This window comes from Herbaspirillum sp. DW155, assembly GCF_037076565.1.
Taxonomy (GTDB): domain Bacteria; phylum Pseudomonadota; class Gammaproteobacteria; order Burkholderiales; family Burkholderiaceae_D; genus Herbaspirillum.
Genome location: NZ_AP029028.1, coordinates 918,495 through 935,182, shown reverse-complemented (window position 1 = coordinate 935,182; position 16,688 = coordinate 918,495). Strand labels below are relative to the sequence as shown.

General features: G+C 64.2%; 21 protein-coding genes. 9 read left to right on the top strand and 12 right to left on the bottom strand.

Annotation, left to right across the window (positions count from 1 at the left end; all coding sequences use genetic code 11):
• Window positions 1-114 precede the first annotated feature (114 nt).
• From AACH55_RS04240 to map, 8 genes are all read left to right on the top strand, one after another.
• Window positions 115-288 carry a hypothetical protein gene (locus tag AACH55_RS04240; protein WP_338718179.1) on the top strand — a complete coding sequence of 58 codons (174 nt, stop codon included), beginning with the start codon at window positions 115-117 and terminating at the stop codon, window positions 286-288.
• 151 nt (window positions 289-439) lie between these two features.
• The gene (locus AACH55_RS04235) at window positions 440-1,414 is read left to right on the top strand and encodes an aldose 1-epimerase (RefSeq protein ID WP_338718178.1); all 975 of its coding nucleotides are present in this window, start codon (window positions 440-442) and stop codon (window positions 1,412-1,414) included.
• A gap of 18 nt (window positions 1,415-1,432) precedes the next feature.
• On the top strand, window positions 1,433-2,395 hold the full coding sequence (locus tag AACH55_RS04230; protein ID WP_338718177.1) for a 2-dehydro-3-deoxygalactonokinase: 963 nt from the start codon (window positions 1,433-1,435) through the stop codon (window positions 2,393-2,395).
• Between the two features lie 37 nt (window positions 2,396-2,432).
• Window positions 2,433-3,071: a 2-dehydro-3-deoxy-6-phosphogalactonate aldolase gene (locus AACH55_RS04225; protein WP_088755357.1), complete on the top strand. Its 639-nt coding sequence runs from the start codon at window positions 2,433-2,435 to the stop codon at window positions 3,069-3,071.
• 98 nt (window positions 3,072-3,169) lie between these two features.
• Window positions 3,170-4,318: a galactonate dehydratase gene (gene dgoD, locus AACH55_RS04220; RefSeq protein WP_088755358.1), complete on the top strand. Its 1,149-nt coding sequence runs from the start codon at window positions 3,170-3,172 to the stop codon at window positions 4,316-4,318.
• A 123-nt stretch (window positions 4,319-4,441) separates the two neighbouring features.
• Window positions 4,442-4,621, top strand: a complete 180-nt coding sequence (locus tag AACH55_RS04215) for a hypothetical protein (RefSeq protein ID WP_338718176.1) — start codon at window positions 4,442-4,444, stop codon at window positions 4,619-4,621.
• 19 nt (window positions 4,622-4,640) lie between these two features.
• Window positions 4,641-5,813, top strand: coding sequence for an MFS transporter (locus AACH55_RS04210; RefSeq protein ID WP_338718175.1), 1,173 nt, complete (start codon window positions 4,641-4,643; stop codon window positions 5,811-5,813).
• A gap of 181 nt (window positions 5,814-5,994) precedes the next feature.
• On the top strand, window positions 5,995-6,792 hold the full coding sequence (gene map / locus AACH55_RS04205; RefSeq protein ID WP_338718174.1) for a type I methionyl aminopeptidase: 798 nt from the start codon (window positions 5,995-5,997) through the stop codon (window positions 6,790-6,792).
• Between the two features lie 30 nt (window positions 6,793-6,822).
• Here the strand turns inward: map and AACH55_RS04200 are convergent, their stop codons facing one another.
• Both AACH55_RS04200 and AACH55_RS04195 read right to left on the bottom strand, forming a co-directional pair.
• Window positions 6,823-6,972 (bottom strand): hypothetical protein, encoded by a 150-nt coding sequence (locus AACH55_RS04200; protein WP_338718173.1) that lies wholly within the window; start codon window positions 6,970-6,972, stop codon window positions 6,823-6,825.
• Between the two features lie 202 nt (window positions 6,973-7,174).
• The gene (locus AACH55_RS04195; RefSeq protein ID WP_338718172.1) at window positions 7,175-7,417 is read right to left on the bottom strand and encodes a hypothetical protein; all 243 of its coding nucleotides are present in this window, start codon (window positions 7,415-7,417) and stop codon (window positions 7,175-7,177) included.
• Here AACH55_RS04195 and AACH55_RS04190 point away from each other — a divergent pair.
• Window positions 7,416-8,909, top strand: coding sequence for an EAL domain-containing protein (locus tag AACH55_RS04190; RefSeq protein WP_338718171.1), 1,494 nt, complete (start codon window positions 7,416-7,418; stop codon window positions 8,907-8,909). The genes AACH55_RS04195 and AACH55_RS04190 overlap by 2 nt on opposite strands.
• Before the next feature lie 51 nt (window positions 8,910-8,960).
• Here AACH55_RS04190 and AACH55_RS04185 read toward each other — a convergent pair whose 3' ends face one another.
• The 10 genes from AACH55_RS04185 to AACH55_RS04140 all read right to left on the bottom strand — a co-directional run bounded on the left by AACH55_RS04185 (window position 8,961) and on the right by AACH55_RS04140 (window position 16,661).
• Window positions 8,961-9,410 carry a hypothetical protein gene (locus AACH55_RS04185; protein WP_338718170.1) on the bottom strand — a complete coding sequence of 150 codons (450 nt, stop codon included), beginning with the start codon at window positions 9,408-9,410 and terminating at the stop codon, window positions 8,961-8,963.
• Between the two features lie 58 nt (window positions 9,411-9,468).
• Window positions 9,469-9,924 carry a hypothetical protein gene (locus AACH55_RS04180; protein ID WP_338718169.1) on the bottom strand — a complete coding sequence of 152 codons (456 nt, stop codon included), beginning with the start codon at window positions 9,922-9,924 and terminating at the stop codon, window positions 9,469-9,471.
• Between the two features lie 46 nt (window positions 9,925-9,970).
• Entirely contained in the window at window positions 9,971-10,180 is a 210-nt protein-coding gene (locus tag AACH55_RS04175) for a hypothetical protein (RefSeq protein ID WP_338718168.1), read from the bottom strand.
• Window positions 10,181-10,527: 347 nt separating this feature from the next.
• The gene (locus AACH55_RS04170) at window positions 10,528-11,493 is read right to left on the bottom strand and encodes an NAD-dependent epimerase/dehydratase family protein (RefSeq protein ID WP_338718167.1); all 966 of its coding nucleotides are present in this window, start codon (window positions 11,491-11,493) and stop codon (window positions 10,528-10,530) included.
• Window positions 11,490-12,473, bottom strand: coding sequence for a fumarylacetoacetate hydrolase family protein (locus tag AACH55_RS04165; RefSeq protein WP_338718166.1), 984 nt, complete (start codon window positions 12,471-12,473; stop codon window positions 11,490-11,492). Before AACH55_RS04165 ends, AACH55_RS04170 begins: the two co-directional genes overlap by 4 nt.
• The gene (locus tag AACH55_RS04160) at window positions 12,470-13,057 is read right to left on the bottom strand and encodes a cupin domain-containing protein (RefSeq protein WP_338718164.1); all 588 of its coding nucleotides are present in this window, start codon (window positions 13,055-13,057) and stop codon (window positions 12,470-12,472) included. Before AACH55_RS04160 ends, AACH55_RS04165 begins: the two co-directional genes overlap by 4 nt.
• A 56-nt stretch (window positions 13,058-13,113) precedes the next feature.
• Entirely contained in the window at window positions 13,114-13,929 is an 816-nt protein-coding gene (locus AACH55_RS04155; protein WP_338718162.1) for a cyclase family protein, read from the bottom strand.
• Window positions 13,926-15,080 carry an MFS transporter gene (locus tag AACH55_RS04150; RefSeq protein ID WP_338718161.1) on the bottom strand — a complete coding sequence of 385 codons (1,155 nt, stop codon included), beginning with the start codon at window positions 15,078-15,080 and terminating at the stop codon, window positions 13,926-13,928. The genes AACH55_RS04155 and AACH55_RS04150 overlap by 4 nt, the downstream gene beginning before the upstream one ends.
• Before the next feature lie 68 nt (window positions 15,081-15,148).
• Complete coding sequence (locus AACH55_RS04145; RefSeq protein WP_338718160.1) at window positions 15,149-16,279, bottom strand: FAD-dependent oxidoreductase; 1,131 nt, start codon at window positions 16,277-16,279, stop codon at window positions 15,149-15,151.
• A gap of 43 nt (window positions 16,280-16,322) precedes the next feature.
• Window positions 16,323-16,661, bottom strand: a complete 339-nt coding sequence (locus AACH55_RS04140; protein ID WP_338718159.1) for a Rieske (2Fe-2S) protein — start codon at window positions 16,659-16,661, stop codon at window positions 16,323-16,325.
• Window positions 16,662-16,688: the final 27 nt, after the last annotated feature.

Below are 16,688 nucleotides of genomic sequence, written 5' to 3'. Positions count from 1 at the left end.
TGTAGGTATGGATTGGAAGCGGCGCGGTGCGGTTGGAATCGCGGACAGCCCTGATCGTCCTTGATTCGCGCTCCATATTAGGCAAGCGACCAATTCGCATCCAATGAATTTTTAATGTTTTTCGATACCGTTTCGCACATCGTTGGGGCATCCTGCCCGGCGGATGCGCCGCGCTGGCGCATGCCCGGCAGTCGTTCCCGCCGCCGGCAGGGAACGCGCAATTTTGATATCGTTTGCGATCTTTTTTTCATTATTCCCTATCGGAGGGCGGTGATAGCATCGGCCTGATTTTTTTGAAGCGCACCGCCTGAAGACCGAGCGCAAACCCACCGTGAGCCCACTCCTTCTTCCTGCTAACGACTTCACTGTCCCCACGATGGGACGCCGCACTTCAACGCCGATGCTGCGCGCTGCACTCCATAACAAGACAAGAGACACCATGCCATCCCGAGCAAGCGATGCCCGCCGCACCAGTCCTCCGGGGCTGCCGGAAATCCATACCCTGCAATCAGGGCGCCAGCGCCTGCACGTGCTGCCCACGCTGGGCGGCGCACTGGCCGGATGGGAGTGGCAGCGTGAACGCAAGTGGCTGCCGCTGCTGCGCCCGTGGAGCGCCGATCCGGCTGCACTCTATGCGACCTCGTGTTTCCCGCTGCTGCCCTGGTCCAATCGCATCACCGGCGGCGGCTTCGATTTCAACGGCAAGCATTATCCGCTGGCGCCCAACCGTCCTGGCGAACCCTATCCCATCCACGGCGACAGCTGGCGCCAGGCATGGTCCATCGCGGCCCAGGCCGAGGATCGCATGACGCTGGAACTGGAGTCGGACCGCTGCGACGGCAATCCCTACGTCTATCGTGCACGCCAGCTGCTGACCCTGCGCGAGAACGCGCTGGAGATCGAACTGCGCGTGACCAACACCGGCGAAGAGACCCTGCCCTACGGTCTGGGCCTGCATCCCTACTTCCTGCATGATGCGCAGACGCGCCTGCAATTCCGTTCGCGCGGCGTCTGGCTGTCCGGACCTGACCGCATTCCCACCGGTTTCACGCGCCAACTGCCGGCAGGCTGGGATTACAACCGCGCCGCCTCACTGGAGGGCGGCCTGATCGACAACTGCTTCGAGGGCTGGGATGGTCTGGCCATGATCGAAGACCCGACGCGCGGCCTGCGCCTGCAGATGCAGACCACCGACCGCAGCGGCTACGTGCTGATGTTCCGGCCCAATGGCTTGCCGTATTTCTGCCTGGAACCGGTCACGCATCCCATCGATGCCTTCCACCAGCCCAACCAACCCGGCCTGATCGCCCTGGCACCCGGCGAAGACATGGTGCTGCTGACCCGCTTCACGGTCTGCGACATCGCCCAGGAGCCGTTCCAGGCCCATACCCAACACACCAGCCTGGCGCGCTGACGCCGGCGCGCAATGACGATGAACCAAGAGCTTAACCAAGACTGCGCCCTGATCGCCCTCGACTGGGGCACCTCCTCGCTGCGCTGCTATCGCTTCGATGGCAACGGCCAGGTGCTGGAGCGCCGCGCCCATCCCTGGGGCATCATGAACCTGCCGGCCGTGGGTCACGGCGAGGATGCCCATGCGCCTTACCGTGCCGCACTGGAAGCAGCCTGCGGCGACTGGCTCAAGGCCGCACCGCGCGCACCGCTGATCGCCGCCGGCATGGTCGGCAGCAAGCAGGGCTGGCGCGAGGCCGCCTACCTGAACGTACCGCTGGCACCCGCACTGATCGCCCGCCAGTTGACCGAGGTCGATACCGGCCTGGGCCGTCCGCTATGGATCGTGCCCGGCCTCTTGGAGCAGGGCGCTCTGCCCAACGTCATGCGCGGCGAAGAGACCCAGGTCATCGGCGCCCTGCAAACCCGCCAGGAGCGTGAGCTGCTGATCGGCCTGCCCGGTACGCACTCCAAGTGGGTGCGCGTGGTCGACGGCCGCATCGAGCATTTCGATACCTTCATGACCGGCGAGGTGTATGGCGCCCTGTGCGGCCACACCATCCTGGGCCGCACCATGCACAAGCCCGAGGTCGCCGATGATGCCGCCTTCCTGCGCGGTGCCGGTGTGGCGCAGGGTCCGCAGGGCAAGACCGGTGTGCTCTCCAACATCTTCAGCAGCCGCACCCTGGGCCTGACCGGCGAGCTGGCGGCCGAGGCGCAACCGGACTATCTCTCCGGCTTGCTGATCGGCCACGAAATCGCCGCGCTGAAGAATCTTTACCCGGCAGCAGCACCGGCCATCGTCCTCATCGGCGATCCTGGCCTGTGCCGCCGCTACCAGCTGGCGCTGGATCTCTATGGACTGGGCCCGGCCAGCCAGGCCGATGGCGCTACCGAATCGGGCTTGTGGGTACTGGCGCAGCACGCCGGCCTGCTGGCCTGATCCGCTCCCACCCGCACAACGCAACACGGAAGAAACCATGACCACCCAAGCCCAACGATTCCACGACGCCCTGCGCAGCACCGGCATGATCGCCATCCTGCGCGGCGTGCGCAACGACGAGGCCCAAGCCATCGGCGCGGCCCTGTATGAAAGCGGTTTTCGCATCATCGAAGTGCCGCTCAATTCGCCCGAACCGCTGGCCAGCATCAGCATCCTGCGCAAGAGCCTGCCGGCCGACTGCATCGTCGGTGCCGGCACGGTCCTGAAACCCGCCTTGGTGCAGGACGTCAAGAATGCCGGTGGCGAGCTGATCGTCATGCCCCACAGCGATGGCGCCGTGATTCGCGCCGCGCGTGATGCCGGCCTCTACAGCGCTCCGGGCGTGGCCACCGTGACCGAAGCTTTCGCCGCGCTGGAGAACGGCGCCGACGTGCTCAAGATGTTCCCGGCCGAACAGTTGGGCCCGCAGGTGGTCAAGGCCTGGCGTGCCGTGATCGCCCGCGACATCGCGCTCTTGCCGGTGGGTGGCATCACGCCCGAGGGCATGGCCGTGTTCCGCGCAGCGGGTGCTTCGGGCTTCGGCCTGGGCTCGGCCCTGTACACACCGGGCCTCTCCGCCGATGCGGTGCGCCAGCGTGCAGACGCCTTCGTAGCGGCCTGGAAGGCGCTGGGCTGATTTTTCGCCACCGACATTCATCGTTTCAACAGATCGAATCACGATCATTTATCTGCAGAACAGATCAAACGCACTTAAACGCATAACCGGACAGAACAATGAAAATCACCAAGATCTCTACCTTCATCGTGCCCCCGCGCTGGTGCTTCCTCAAGATCGAAACCGACGAAGGCATCGTCGGCTGGGGTGAGCCCATCGTGGAAGGCCGCGCGCACAGCGTCGCGGCGGCCGTGGATGAACTGGCCGACTACCTGGTCGGCAAAGATCCGCGCAACATCGAAGACCACTGGACCGTGCTCTATCGCGGCGGCTTCTATCGCGGCGGCGCCATCCACATGAGCGCCCTGGCCGGCATCGACCAGGCGCTGTGGGACATCAAGGGCAAGGCCCTGGGCGTGCCCGTGCACCAGCTGCTGGGTGGCGCGGTGCGCAACTCGATTCGCGTCTATTCGTGGATCGGCGGCGACCGCCCGGCCGATACGGCAGCCGCCGCCAAGAATGCCGTGGCCCGTGGCTTCACCGCCGTGAAGATGAACGGCACCGAAGAACTGCAATTCATCGACAGCCACGACAAGATCGAACTGACCCTGGCCAACGTGCAAGCCGTGCGTGAAGCCGTGGGCCCGAACGTGGGCATCGGCGTGGACTTCCACGGCCGCGTGCACAAGCCCATGGCCAAGGTGCTGATCAAGGAACTGGAGCCGTACAAGCTGATGTTCATCGAAGAACCGGTGCTGTCGGAGAACTCGGAAGCCCTGAAGGAAATCGCCCACCTGACCTCGACCCCGATCGCGCTGGGCGAGCGCCTGTATTCGCGCTGGGACTTCAAGCGCATCCTGTCGGAAGGCTACGTGGACATCATCCAGCCGGACGTCTCGCACGCCGGCGGCATCACCGAGACCCGCAAGATCGCCATGATGGCCGAAGCCTACGACGTGGCGCTGGCGCTGCACTGCCCGCTGGGCCCGATCGCGCTGGCCTCCTGCCTGCAGGTCGATGCCGGCAGCTACAACGCCTTCATCCAGGAGCAGAGCCTGGGCATCCACTACAACGAAAGCAATGACCTGCTGGACTACATCCGCGACAAGAACGTGTTCGCGTATGAAGACGGCTACGTCAAGATCCCTCAAGGCCCTGGCCTGGGCATCGAGATCAACGAAGAGTATGTCCGTCAGCGCGCCGAAGTCGGCCACCGCTGGCGCAACCCGATCTGGCGCCACAAGGATGGCAGCTTTGCCGAGTGGTAAAGCGATCAGCCGAAACTCCTCCTCGGTAGTCCCTCAGCCCGGTCCGGCGCAAGCTGGCCGGGCTTTTTTGCGGGCCGTTGTCCTTGAACAAGGGATCGGTACAGCAACACGGAAGAAAGCGCCATGTCACTGAAAATCCGTGTTTCAGCACAGGCTGAAATACTCTCTTTCAGTGAAATCCGGGTTCGGATTTCTCGATACGCTGGCGCCAACCTATCCTCATCCGCCGTCACCGCCGGGCAAGCTCATCCGCAGATTCCATTTAACGAATGCATCAAAAACTGGCACAGTCACGCTCTTTGATTCATTGCGCAGGTTTTCCATGCATTCAGGCAGCTCATCCGTATCCACCTCCGGGCAACATCGCATCCGCAACGCCACCCGCGCCACCATGGCGCAATTCTTCGTCAATGGCGCCACCTTCGCCACCTGGGGCGTGCTCATCCCTTCGGTGAAGGAACGCTTCGCCCTGTCCGATGCCGTGCTGTCGCTGGCCATGCTGGCCGTGGCCGGCGGCGCGCTGCTGACCATGGGCCAGTCCGGCAAGTGGATCGCGCGCGTAGGCAGCGCGCGCGCCCTGCGCCAGGCGGGCATCCTCTATGCCGCCACGCTGCTGCTCATTCCGCTGGCACCTCAGTTCTGGATGCTGGTGGCGCTGCTGCTGGTATTCGGCAGCGCCATGGCCGCTTTCGACGTGGCCATGTCGGTGCAGGCTGCACTCGTGGAAGGCGGGCGCAGCCGGCCCATCATGTCCACCCTGCATGCCATGTTCAGCATCGGTGGCATTGCCGGCTCGGCCCTGGGCGCCCTGCCCGGCCTGTCGCCCTTGGCGCACGCCACGCTGGTGGCGGCGGTGACGCTGGCGGTGGCGTTGTCCATCGGATCCTTTGCACTGCCCGATGAAGTCCACGATGAAACGGCAGCCACTGCGGGCGGCGGCAAGTCGGCACGGCGCATGGTGCTGGTACTGGGCGTGATCGCATTCCTCGCGCTCATGTGCGAGGGCGGCATGTATGACTGGGCGGCGGTGTACATGCGCGACGTGGCGCAGTCTCCGGCGGCCTGGGTCAGCTACAGCTATGCCGCCTTCTCCACCGGCATGGCCGCCGGACGCCTGACGGGCGACCGCATCCGTGCCCGCATCGGCGGCCTGCGCACGCTGCTCTGGAGCGGGGTGGCGGGTGCTGCCGGCATCGCATTGGCCGCGGCCTTGCCCACACCCCTGGCGACCATGACCGGCCTGCTGCTGGCCGGACTGGGCATTGCCAACCTGATGCCGATCTTTTTCCTGGCCGCTGCGCGCGTACCAGGCATGCCGGCCGCCGAGAGCATCGCCGCCGTGGCGCGCTTCGCCTACGTCGGCATGCTGCTGGGACCGGTGTGCATCGGCGGCGTGGCCGAGCATCTGGATCTGCGGGCGAGTTTCGTGGGCGTGTCGCTGGTGATGATGGCGGTGGCCTTGCTGGGTCCGCGGGCGGTCCGGCGGTTCATATGATCCGGCACGGGAACACCGCAAAAGGCCTCTCCCGGGTGGCGCCGTGAAGCAATGAACACCTCGCCCGAAACCCGCGCAACACGGGCAAACGCAGGCAATGCGGCAGCCGGGCGCCACCCCGGCTAAAATAGTCGCCCGAACGACCGCTGCGCACCCCGCGGCACCCACCGAACAGACAAGCATGAGAAAAGTAAAGCTGCGCAACGCCGCAGAAATCGCCCAGGCCCGCGTGGCCGGGCAACTGGCGGCCGAAGTGCTGCACATCGTGGCCGAGCACGTCAAGGCTGGCGTCACCACCGACGAACTGGATCGCATCTGCCACGACCACATCGTCAAGGTGCAGCAGGCCATCCCGGCCAACGTTGGCTACCACGGCTTTCCCAAGACCATCTGCAGTTCCGTCAATGACGTGATCTGCCACGGCATTCCCGGCGGCCAGGTGCTCAAGGATGGCGACATCATCAACATCGATGTGGCCGTCATCAAGGATGGCTGGTATGGCGACTGCAGCCGCATGTACTTCGTCGGTTCTCCCAACGCCACCGCGCGCAAGCTGGTCAACACCACCTATGAGGCGATGTGCGCAGGCATTCGGGCAGTGCGGCCCGGTGCCACGCTGGGCGACGTCGGCCACGCCATCCAGACCGTGGCCCAGCGCGACGGCTTCTCGGTGGTGCGCGAATACTGCGGCCACGGCATCGGCACCATCTATCACGATGAGCCGCAGGTGCTGCACTACGGCCAGCGCAACAGCGGCCTGCCGCTCAAGGAAGGCATGATCTTCACCATCGAACCGATGTTGAACGCCGGCAAGCGCCACACCCGCCAGCTCGACGATGGCTGGACCGTGCTGACCGCCGACGGCTCGCTGTCGGCGCAGTGGGAACACATGGTGGTGGTGACGGCCAAGGGCTATGAAATCCTCACGCCCTGGCCGGAAGGCTTCGGCGACTATCCCTCCATCGCCACCCGCAACTGACCTGCCTGAGCAGCACGCCGGTGGCGGGTCTCAGCCCGCCACCACCTCGATGGGAAAGTCCGAGAACAGGTCCAGTTGATCCTGTTCCGGTGTTCCGCCCACCACGATCCCCGAAAACACTTCCAGCGTGCTGTAGAAGGCCGGACGGAAACGGCCCAGCTTGCTCTGGTCGATCACCACGTAGCACTGCGCCGCGCGCGCTGCGTCGGGAGAAGTGAATATTTTCCGAGGGAAATCATCATGTATCCCTGCGTAAATATTTTAAAAAATATGTTCAGATCAGCGCATCCGGCTCGGCTCCTCGTGGTTAGCAGCTCCATCGGTGGCGCGGTCAAGGTCACTTCCTGATCCCGACGCAATAGCACATGCCGTGAGCCATCCCTCATGAAAGCGAGGACTGGCCAGATTCGTGGACTGCACGCATCACTTGCACAGGACGGATTGACTGCACGTTGGGAAAACGCTGCAAAACGCGATGCAAAACAAGCGGCGACGAAAAAAACCAGATAGGGAGACGCGGTTTTAAATTAAGCTTGCCCGAAATAATTTCTTTTTGAGCAATGAACCGCAAAGTCCTCCGGCGCGTTTCCCTGTGGAAAATTCTTCTCTGGGCCTGCAGCAGCATGGCGGGAGGAATCATCCTGGCCCAGCTTGCGCTGACCCTTTCCGAGATCCGCCACATCGATGCTTCGTCGATACAGGCGCTGCAACGCGCGGAAGATGCCAGCCGTGCCACCGTGGATGCACTGCGGCGCGCCGAGGCCAGTCCGTTCGAAGCCTGCTCCGAGGGCGACCTGGCCATCCTGCGCAATATCGCGTATGCCAACAACTACGTGGCCGACCTGGGCCGCATCGAGCAAGGCGCGGTGCGCTGCACGGCGCTGTGGGGCAGGCTGGAACAGGCCACCGGCCTGCCCGAGCCGCACTATCAGGCCAGGGGCGGCTTCAAGGTATGGAGCAACCAGGCGATATGGCGGACGCGTTACATGAGCAACCTGGTGGCCCTCAATCACAGCCTGGCCATCTCTTCGCCCTCGACCTTTGACCTGAACCGCTTTTATCAGGACGTGTCGCTGCGCATTACCAATGGCGACGGCACGCATACCTATGCCCAGCGCGAGGGCCTGCGTTACAACCCTTCCGGGGCGATCGAGCTGCTACCCGGCATCGACATCACCGAATGCAGCCCTGACATGGCCATCTGCGCACAGGCTTCGGCCCACCTGCACTGGTTTGCGCTGGCCCAGCCACTGAGTTTCCTCGCGGTGCTGGCCGGCAGTGGCCTGCTGGGTGCGCTGGCCTATCTGGTCTATCTGCGCCTGCGCCGCCACCAGGGCGTGCTGCAGAAACTGCGCGAAGGCATCGCCAGCGATGAGATCGTGCTGCTGTATCAACCCATCGTCTGCGTGCGCGACCTGAGCCTGAAGGGTTACGAAGCGCTGGCGCGCTGGCGGCCTGCCGATGAACCTGAAATCGGTCCCGACATCTTCGTGCCGCTGGCGGCGCAGAACCGGCTCAGCACGGCGCTGGCCAAGGTGGTGCTGGCACGGGCGCTGCGCGAGATGCACGACCTGCTGCAGGCCGATCCGTCGCTGGTGCTGGCGGTCAATACCGAGGTGGCCGACATCGAGGATACGGACTTCATCGACTTCGCCCTCGAACTCACCACGCCCGCACCCGGGCTACGCCCGCAACTGCATCTGGAAGTGACCGAGCGCGCCGACATCCGCTCGCCCCTCTTCACGCGCAACATCGAAGTGCTGCGTCAGGCGGGCTTTGCGATCTGGATCGATGACTTCGGCACCGGCAGCGCCAATCTCTCGCACCTGTCGTATGCGCAGTTTGACGGCATCAAGATCGACCGGCTGTTCACCAGTGCCTTGAGCACCGGCTCGCCACTGCGCTCGGTGGTCCCCAACCTGCTGCGTCTGGCCACCGAGCTGGAACTGAAGGTGGTCATCGAGGGTATCGAGACCGAAGAACAGTTGCGCCTGATTCGCGGTATCGCACCGCAGATCCATGCGCAGGGCTGGCTGTTCAGCAAGGCCATGGAACTGGCCGAGGTGCTGCAGCAGCGGCAGCCTTATACGCTGGAAGCATTCGGCCTGGCGGCCTGAGGCGGATGGCCGCAGTGCTGCGCGTGCCATCCTCCGGTCACGACGGCGTACTTATTTTTTGATGATGATGGCCTGAACACCGCCGTCTTCGGTGACGGTGAACTGAATGTAAGCACTGTCGTCAAGCGCATACAAGAAGAAACGATTGGTACCGAAGGTCCAGGGTTCCTTGATCGGCTTGCCCATGACGGCACGGATCTTGGCTTCGTTGTCACCCAGTTTGATACCGGCGACCGATCCTGCGAACGGCGAGTCGAGCAGGATCTGTTCTGCCACCTGCTTCCGGCCGAACGTGACGGTGATGCCCTTGGTGCGCAGGTGCAAGACTTGTTTCATCTGCACTTGCATCGGCACCTGGACAGGGAAAGGCGACTCCGGTTGCTCGGGATCCTGATTGGTATGCAACGCTGCCTTGACCGTGGCCACGTCGTCGCCCAGTTTGAAATTGAGGCCGTTGGCCGGGGTCATCTGCGCCACGGCGAGATTGGCGGCAAGCAGCATGCTCGCAATGATCGTGGTTTTGAAACAATTCAATCGTGACTCCTCATCAGTGGGTGAACTATTTTTTTCTGGCGGGAAGGATGTAAATGATTTGTACACCGTCCTCATCGAGATCGAACCGGATATACGAACTGCCATCCAGCGGATAGGTGAATGCCTGCAAATTACCAAATGGAAAGGCGAACTTGGGTTGCCCCATGGTGGACATGAGCTTGCCGTAGCCATCGCCGATCCTGATCCCGTTCACGGCTGCGGCATAAGGCGCATCCAGGCGGATCGTCGCCACCTTTCCTGCGGTCAGGAAGACCCATATGCCGCGCGTTCTCAGATGAATGACCGATGAGCCCATGGCGGGCGACATCTCCGTCTCTTCTGGCATCTCGGTCTGCAGCGCCTGCCTGACGCTGCTCACGTCGTCGCCCAACTCGATGCCCAATCCGGTGGCGGCCCGCGCAGCACAACAGAGCAGCAGTGCCCCGAAGAAGACCGGCAACGCGGTCAAGATCCTGTTCATTGTTTTCCCCGAGCCCGGCAGCCATTGCGGCCAGGCTCCCATCCCGTCATGTCAGTTTCAAGAAATCCGGATCGTCGAACAGCTTGCGCTGCAGCCGCTGGAACATCGCGCCGTATTGCGTGATCGCATCGCGAACAGCCACGGCACCGACAAACGATGACTCCCATTTCCTCTGTATGCTCAACACCTTGTCATACACGGTGGCATCGCCTTGTCGCACCACAAATCTGGCTGCATTGAAAATACGTTGAAGCATTGCAGTCCTTAATATTAGATTTTTGATGGATCAGGCTACTGTGGATGCGCCAGCCACGCGCCCGGTTGCATTCGCCGATGGGTCCCCGCGCAGCCCTGCCTGCACGGCATTGCTGCGCCTGGCGATGACGCCCCTTCCCTCACGTTTTCCAATCCTGGCTGGCGGGAACTATTCTAGAGCAGCATTGATTTTTATAGCTGACGCAAGGCTGACGTAGCGTCGAAGTCACTGCAAAAAATTTGGAGCCGGAGGAAAGGTGTCGCAAGTCCCCTTACCGCGAGACCGGACCAGAATGTCGCTGCAGCACGGACACCGGAACACGCAGCAACGCAGCGGCTCCGGGGTGCTCAGGAAAAAGGAGACAAGGCGCGACGCACCAGCTCCTCGGGGGAACCGTCATCACGCAGCCCGAGGCGGCGTGCAATGCCATCATCGAGGACGGGATAACGGCCAAAGACCGCCTCCACCTGTTCTTGCGGGGCATAGCGCACCAGCGCGCGTCCATCCACGCCATACAATGCAGAGAGGGTATCGACCACTTCCTGCATCGACAGCCTCAGCACCGGCAGCGCCCAGGTACGTTCACTATGGCCCTCGGTATCGAGCGTCGGATCCATGATCGCCGCATGCAGCAGATTCTCGGCGCAGCGCTGTGCCGACATCCACCAGGCCGTGGCCTGCGGACTGACCGGCAGGCTCACCGGTTCACCGGCGGCCAGCGCATGCAGCAGTTCGCTCATGAAGGCCGAGACAAGGCCCGACGCCACCCGTGGACGTGCCACGATACCCGGCAGGCGCAGCGAGCGGCCATCGAGCCGGCCACGGCGCGTGGCATCGGCCAGCAGGACTTCGCAGGCGCGCTTGTGGGCGCCATAGATCAGCGCCGGCCGCGTGGGCGTGGCCGGGGTCACCGGGTTCGGCAAGGGGGTGCCATAGACCGCGATGCTGCTGGCATAGACCACCACAGGAGGCGCTTCCCCTGCCGCGCGGCCGGAGGCCAGCAAGTCAAACAGGTCCAGCGTGGCATCGAGATTGACGCGGCGACTCAGCACCGGATCGGCTTCGGCGGCGCCCCCCGGCACCGCCGCCAGATGAAAGCAAACATCGGCACCGAACTGCGCCAGACGCGCCTGCACCCGCGCATCCTGCAATTCGCCTTCGATACGTTCGACCTCGCCGGACAACGCCGGCAACTGCCGGTCCATGGCGGCCAGCCGCGTGATGCGCCGGTGGCCGACCTGCCCGGCCTGCTGCAGCAACTGCAACAGCGTCGCGCCGATGAAGCCACCGGCCCCCGTGACCAGAACCTTCATGGCGCCTGCACCACGCGTTGCTGCACCACGCCGAACGGACCTTCGCGGCCATCCTCGTAGCAGGCCTGCATGCGCACCGTATCGCCGAAATGCATGAAGCCGGTGCGGATTTCACCCTGGTCGATCTTTTCAATCACGCGCCGCTCGGCGATGCAGGCCGAGCCGGCAGCACGCGCCACGTTGGACACCGTGCCCGAGCCGATGATGCAACCGGCCGTGAGGCGGCGGCTGTGGGCGGCGTGCGCGATCAGCTGGCCGAAGGAGAAATTCATCTCGCCACCGTGCGGCTGACCGAAACGTGTGCCATTCCATTGCACGTGCAGATGCATCTGCACGCGACCATCGCGCCAGGCATCGCCCAGTTCATCGGGAGTGACGGCAATGGGTGCAAAGGCGGTGGAGGGCTTGGCCTGCAGGAAGCCAAAGCCGGTCTTCATCTCATGCGGACCGAGCGCGCGCAGGCTCCAGTCGTTGAGCTGGACCACCAGACGCACGGCGCGCAGCGCTTCTTCCGGTGTAGCCCCCATGGCCACCGGGCCGACCACCACACCGAACTCGCCTTCGAAATCGATGCCCTCCTGTTCCGAGCGCAGCGGCACATCCTGATACGGACCGAGGAAATCATCGCTGGCGCCCTGGTACATCACGGGCACCGTATCGAAGTTGGGGATGGGCGCCGTCTTGAACGCTTCCTCCATCAGCCGGCCATGATTGAGGAAGGCCGAGGCATCCAGCCATTGCGGCGCACGCGGCAGCGGCGCCATGCACTGCTGCGCATCGAAGGGGATGACACCTTCGGCGCGGCCTTCATTGAGCGCCTGATAATGCGCGGCCAATGCGGGATATACCTCGTCCCAGCGGGCCATGGCATCGATCAGGGTGGTGGCGATCCGTGGCACCGGCAAGGCACTGCGGGCGTCGCGGGCGACCAGCACCAGCGCGCCATCGGGCGTGCCGTCACGCAGGGTGGCGAACTTCATGATGCGTGCTCCTTGCCCAGTTGTGCGGCGATGGCCGGATCATATTCGCCATCGATCAGGATGAAGAGCATGCGGCAAGGCTTGCCCGAACGATTGGCCCAGGCATGGTTGGTGCCGCGCTGCACGACCACGCTGCCGGGCTTGAGGGCGACTTCGCCACGCTCCAGAACCAGGGTCATCTCGCCTTCGATGACGATGCCGTAATCCACCGATTCGGTCCGGTGCATCAGCGGATGCGGCGAATCCGCCTGCACGGTGGAGGCCTGGGCTTCGCCGATCTGGCTGAAGGCTTCGTGCATCTTGCTCTTGGCGCTGGCGAGGAATTCCTCGGTATCGGGCGGGATGTCGACGAAGCGCATGCGCGTGCCGCGCTCGGGGGGCGACAGTACCAGTGGTCCCACGCTGGGATCGGCGCCATTGTCCACGCGCACGGGCGTGGTGCTGGTGTTCCAGACCTCATGGAAGAGCGTGCCGGGGATGGCGGCCACCTCGACCACGGTGGGCAGCGGACCGTCGCTGGTGATGATGGATCGGCCTTGCGCATCGTGGCCGGTGACGACGCGGTGAATGGGGGGGAAGGACATCATGGACTCCTATGCATCGTAAATCCGCTGGTCGCTGCCGGTGCAGCAGACCGGCGTCAGGGTTCGTCGAAGATCGCCACCGCCCGCGTCCAGCCGGCGCTTGCGCCACGGATCTTGTGCGGGAAGCAGCTGATGGTGAAGCCGTGTGCCGGCAAGGCCTCGAGGTTGTGGAGTTTTTCCAGATGGCAGTAGCCGATGTCGCGGCCGGCCTTGTGGCCCTCCCAGATCAAAGCCTTGTTGCCGGTCTCGGCCACGCGCTGGGCGGTATAGGAAAACGGCGCATCCCAGCTCCAGGCATCGGTGCCGGTCAGGCGCACGCCGCGTTCGAGCAGGTACATGGTGGCTTCGTAGCCCATGCCGCAGCCGGCCCCCAGATAGTCGCGGTGACCATAGCGCGAGCCTGCGCGGGTATTGACCACCACGATATCGAGCGGCTGCAGGACGTGACCGATGCGTTTGAGTTCGGCTTCCACATCCGCCGCCGTGGCGACGTAGCCGTCAGGGAAGTGCCGGAAGTCCAGCTTCACGCCGGCCTGGAAGCACCATTCCAGCGGCACTTCATCGATGGTGATGGAGGGACGGGCACCGCCGTTCTTGGCGTCCTGCGTAGAGTGGAAATGCCAGGGTGCATCCAGGTGCGTGCCATTGTGCGTGGTCAGGGTGACCCACTCGGCGGCTGCGGCCTCGCCGTCGGGATAATCCTCGGGTCGGGTGCCGGGCAGCATGGCCATGAATTCCGGCAAGGTGTCAGCGTGCTTCTGATAAGTGATCTTCGGTGCCAGCGGTGGCGGATCGGAGAGCACGTCGTTTTCAAGATAGATGGACAAGTCGACGAAACGATGACGTCGACCTGCGTGCAAGGGTGCGGTCATGCCAATGCCTCCTGAGATTGAACAGCGGCGCCACGCGGCAGCCGGGAAAAACAAAACGATGCCGTCAGCCCCAGTGCGATCGCCACCGAGCCCAGGCAGGTATAGCCCCAGTCCTGCACCAGCGTGCCGCCGAGGATGGGGCCGATGGCGGCCCCCGTCATCAGCATGGCGGGAGTGGCGGCCAGGGCGCGGCCGCTGCGATCGAGCCGGGCCATCAGGCCGAAGCCGAAGGTGTGGGAGAAGATCATCACGGCGGCAAATACTGCGGCGGCGACGGCATAGGGCGCAAAGTGCGTCGAGGACATCATCACGGCGGCCAGCATGGCCTGGACCAGCGGCCCCACCATCAGCACGCCACGGGCTGGCAGGCGCTTTTCGAACAGGGCCGCCAGCGGTGCCGGCAGCAGATTGACGAAACCCAGGGCGATGAGCACGCCGGTCAACGCTTCGTGACCGAAACCGCGATCCATGCCGACCCGTTCCAGGAAACTGAAGATCATCGATTGCACCAACCCCATGCAGGCAACCCCGGCAATGCCGAACCACAACACCCGTGGCATCGGCTCGCGCGGGCCACCACGAGGCAGGATGCCATCGGTCTCGGGAAGAGGAAACGCGAGCGCGCACGCCAGTGCGCCTACGGCCATGACACCCCCGAAGATGTAGAACAGGGCCTGGCCACCCTGAGCGGCAATGATGACCGGCGAGCCGCCTAAAAACACAATGGCGAACACGCCCAGTGCCATGCCCACCACAGCGAAGCCGCGATGCGGATTGACGCCCCGGGCGATGGTGCCGTGGGTGACGCTCAGCGCCAGCCCCGTCGTCATGCCGCAGCCGGCATGCAGCAACGCCAGCAGCAGCAGGCTATGAGTCTGCGCTGCCAGTACGAACAGGATCGCCGACATGCTGAAGCCCAGGGTCGCTCGCAGGCGTGAGGTGGGCGGGTCGAAGCGCGGCGCCACCAGGGCGCTGGCCAGCACCGCCCCGCCCAGAAACAGCGACACCAGCAGGCCGGCCTGCTGGGGATTGAAGCTGTAGTGGGCCACCAGCGCGCCGACCCATACCGGTAGCGCCACCATATCGATCATGCCGGCACAGTGCGCCAGCATCAGCGCAGCCAGGGCGCGCTTGGAATAGGTCGTGATCATCGTGTCTCCTTGTTGCGCGCAGATTGAAATCCGTGGATCGTTTATTTTTTATATTGTTTATCGTGCGATCAGATCGGCTGGACCAGCGCGGCGTGCGACTCGCGCATGATGCGGGCATGTTCGTCCTTGTCGCCGCCGTCGACCTCGATCTCGCCCAGTCGCGCCGAGTTCTCCACCACCATGCGGCAGCGTTCCCAGCGGCGTTCTTCGAAGGCCGACAGGGCCAGCGGCACGGTGCCATTGCGCGCCAGTTCGTCCGCCAGCACCAGCGCATCCTCGATACCGATGCAGGCCCCCGAGGCCAGGTGCGGCGTGGTGGCATGCACGGCGTCGCCGATGAGGACCACACGGCCCGAATACCACGGGCGCGGCAGCAGCATGCCTTCCAGCGGACGGAAGATGATGCGGGCGTTGTCATCGAGCTGGTCGCGGATGGTTTTGAGGACCGGCGCGCCGAATTCCTCCAGCAGGCCGCGCAGGCGCTCGACGAAGGTGGCCGGATCGACGTGATCGTTGACCGGACGCGGCTCGGTGACGAAGAGATACATTTCATCCCTGGAGACCGGGTTGACGCCGGGCTTGATGCGCGGCCCCATCCACATGGTGCAGGTGGTGATCTCCGCCGGACGCGGCAGCACCGCACGCCACACCGCCTGGCCGCTGTAACGCGGCTTGGGCGCGTTGGGGAAGATGTGGGCGCGCAATTTGGAATAGAGACCATCGGCACCGATCACCAGGTCATAGCGGCGGGTCTGGCCGTCGGTGAAATCGACTTCGACTTCATCGCCGACCTCGCGCAAAGCGGTAAAGGTGCAGCCCAGACGCACGTCCGTGCCAGCGGCGCGGGTAGCATCGGCGAGGATGCGCGCCAGCACCGGGCGCAGGATCGCACCGCCACCCGGCACGTCCGGCGAGGCCAGGCGTGGCGTGGGCAGCACGGCGACCTGCGGGCCATGCGGCAGGCACAGGTGCACGCCATCACCGGCAGCGCCTTCACGCAGGAAGGCATCGAGCACGCCCAGCTGCTTCAAGGCGCGCAGGGTGGCCGGGCCCAGGCTGATGCCGGCGCCATAGTTGCGCCACTGCGCATCGAGTTCCACCAGATCGACCTGGGCGCCAAGGCGGCGCAGTTCGATGGCGGCCGACGTGCCGGAAAAACCGCCGCCGATGATGAGGATGCGTTGGGCTGCGAGTGTCATGGTGTGTCTCCTGAATTTTTTACTGAATTTTTTCTTGCACAAATCAAAGCTGATCGTCATCGGCCACATGCAGGCCACCGTCGCCATCGATGCGCAGTGGCACCGGGGTGAGCGTATCCCCCAGGCAAGGGCCGAGCGTACAGACGCCGGTGAGCGGATCGAACAAGGCGCCATGGGCGGCACAGACCACGTGCTCGCCGCTGGCGTCGAGATAGGCATCGCGGCGCCACGGCAGCGGCGTGCCGTGGTGCGGGCAGATGTCGCGCCAGGCCCGGACCTGATCACCCCGGCGCAGCAGGAAGATGGTGGCCTGCCCCGCGCCTTCGGTATCGAAACCGCGCGCGCCATCCGCAGGCAATTGGGTCACATGGCACAGGTACATGGCCGTCTCCGCCTGTCCGATCAGCGC

What these genes read in the sequence shown, in the direction of transcription:
- AACH55_RS04215 (WP_338718176.1), top strand. Translation starts at nt 4,442, where the DNA reads ATGTCACTGAAAATCCGTGTTTCAGCACAGGCTGAAATACTCTCTTTC.
- AACH55_RS04150 (WP_338718161.1), bottom strand. Translation starts at nt 15,080, where the DNA reads ATGATCACGACCTATTCCAAGCGCGCCCTGGCTGCGCTGATGCTGGCG.
- AACH55_RS04170 (WP_338718167.1), bottom strand. Translation starts at nt 11,493, where the DNA reads ATGAAGGTTCTGGTCACGGGGGCCGGTGGCTTCATCGGCGCGACGCTG.
- map (WP_338718174.1), top strand. Translation starts at nt 5,995, where the DNA reads ATGAGAAAAGTAAAGCTGCGCAACGCCGCAGAAATCGCCCAGGCCCGC.
- AACH55_RS04185 (WP_338718170.1), bottom strand. Translation starts at nt 9,410, where the DNA reads ATGCTGCTTGCCGCCAATCTCGCCGTGGCGCAGATGACCCCGGCCAAC.
- AACH55_RS04195 (WP_338718172.1), bottom strand. Translation starts at nt 7,417, where the DNA reads ATGCTGCTGCAGGCCCAGAGAAGAATTTTCCACAGGGAAACGCGCCGG.
- AACH55_RS04160 (WP_338718164.1), bottom strand. Translation starts at nt 13,057, where the DNA reads ATGTCCTTCCCCCCCATTCACCGCGTCGTCACCGGCCACGATGCGCAA.
- AACH55_RS04155 (WP_338718162.1), bottom strand. Translation starts at nt 13,929, where the DNA reads ATGACCGCACCCTTGCACGCAGGTCGACGTCATCGTTTCGTCGACTTG.
- dgoD (WP_088755358.1), top strand. Translation starts at nt 3,170, where the DNA reads ATGAAAATCACCAAGATCTCTACCTTCATCGTGCCCCCGCGCTGGTGC.
- AACH55_RS04180 (WP_338718169.1), bottom strand. Translation starts at nt 9,924, where the DNA reads ATGAACAGGATCTTGACCGCGTTGCCGGTCTTCTTCGGGGCACTGCTG.
- AACH55_RS04240 (WP_338718179.1), top strand. Translation starts at nt 115, where the DNA reads ATGTTTTTCGATACCGTTTCGCACATCGTTGGGGCATCCTGCCCGGCG.
- AACH55_RS04165 (WP_338718166.1), bottom strand. Translation starts at nt 12,473, where the DNA reads ATGAAGTTCGCCACCCTGCGTGACGGCACGCCCGATGGCGCGCTGGTG.
- AACH55_RS04145 (WP_338718160.1), bottom strand. Translation starts at nt 16,279, where the DNA reads ATGACACTCGCAGCCCAACGCATCCTCATCATCGGCGGCGGTTTTTCC.
- AACH55_RS04190 (WP_338718171.1), top strand. Translation starts at nt 7,416, where the DNA reads ATGGCGGGAGGAATCATCCTGGCCCAGCTTGCGCTGACCCTTTCCGAG.
- AACH55_RS04230 (WP_338718177.1), top strand. Translation starts at nt 1,433, where the DNA reads ATGAACCAAGAGCTTAACCAAGACTGCGCCCTGATCGCCCTCGACTGG.
- AACH55_RS04175 (WP_338718168.1), bottom strand. Translation starts at nt 10,180, where the DNA reads ATGCTTCAACGTATTTTCAATGCAGCCAGATTTGTGGTGCGACAAGGC.
- AACH55_RS04225 (WP_088755357.1), top strand. Translation starts at nt 2,433, where the DNA reads ATGACCACCCAAGCCCAACGATTCCACGACGCCCTGCGCAGCACCGGC.
- AACH55_RS04210 (WP_338718175.1), top strand. Translation starts at nt 4,641, where the DNA reads ATGCATTCAGGCAGCTCATCCGTATCCACCTCCGGGCAACATCGCATC.
- AACH55_RS04235 (WP_338718178.1), top strand. Translation starts at nt 440, where the DNA reads ATGCCATCCCGAGCAAGCGATGCCCGCCGCACCAGTCCTCCGGGGCTG.
- AACH55_RS04140 (WP_338718159.1), bottom strand. Translation starts at nt 16,661, where the DNA reads ATGTACCTGTGCCATGTGACCCAATTGCCTGCGGATGGCGCGCGCGGT.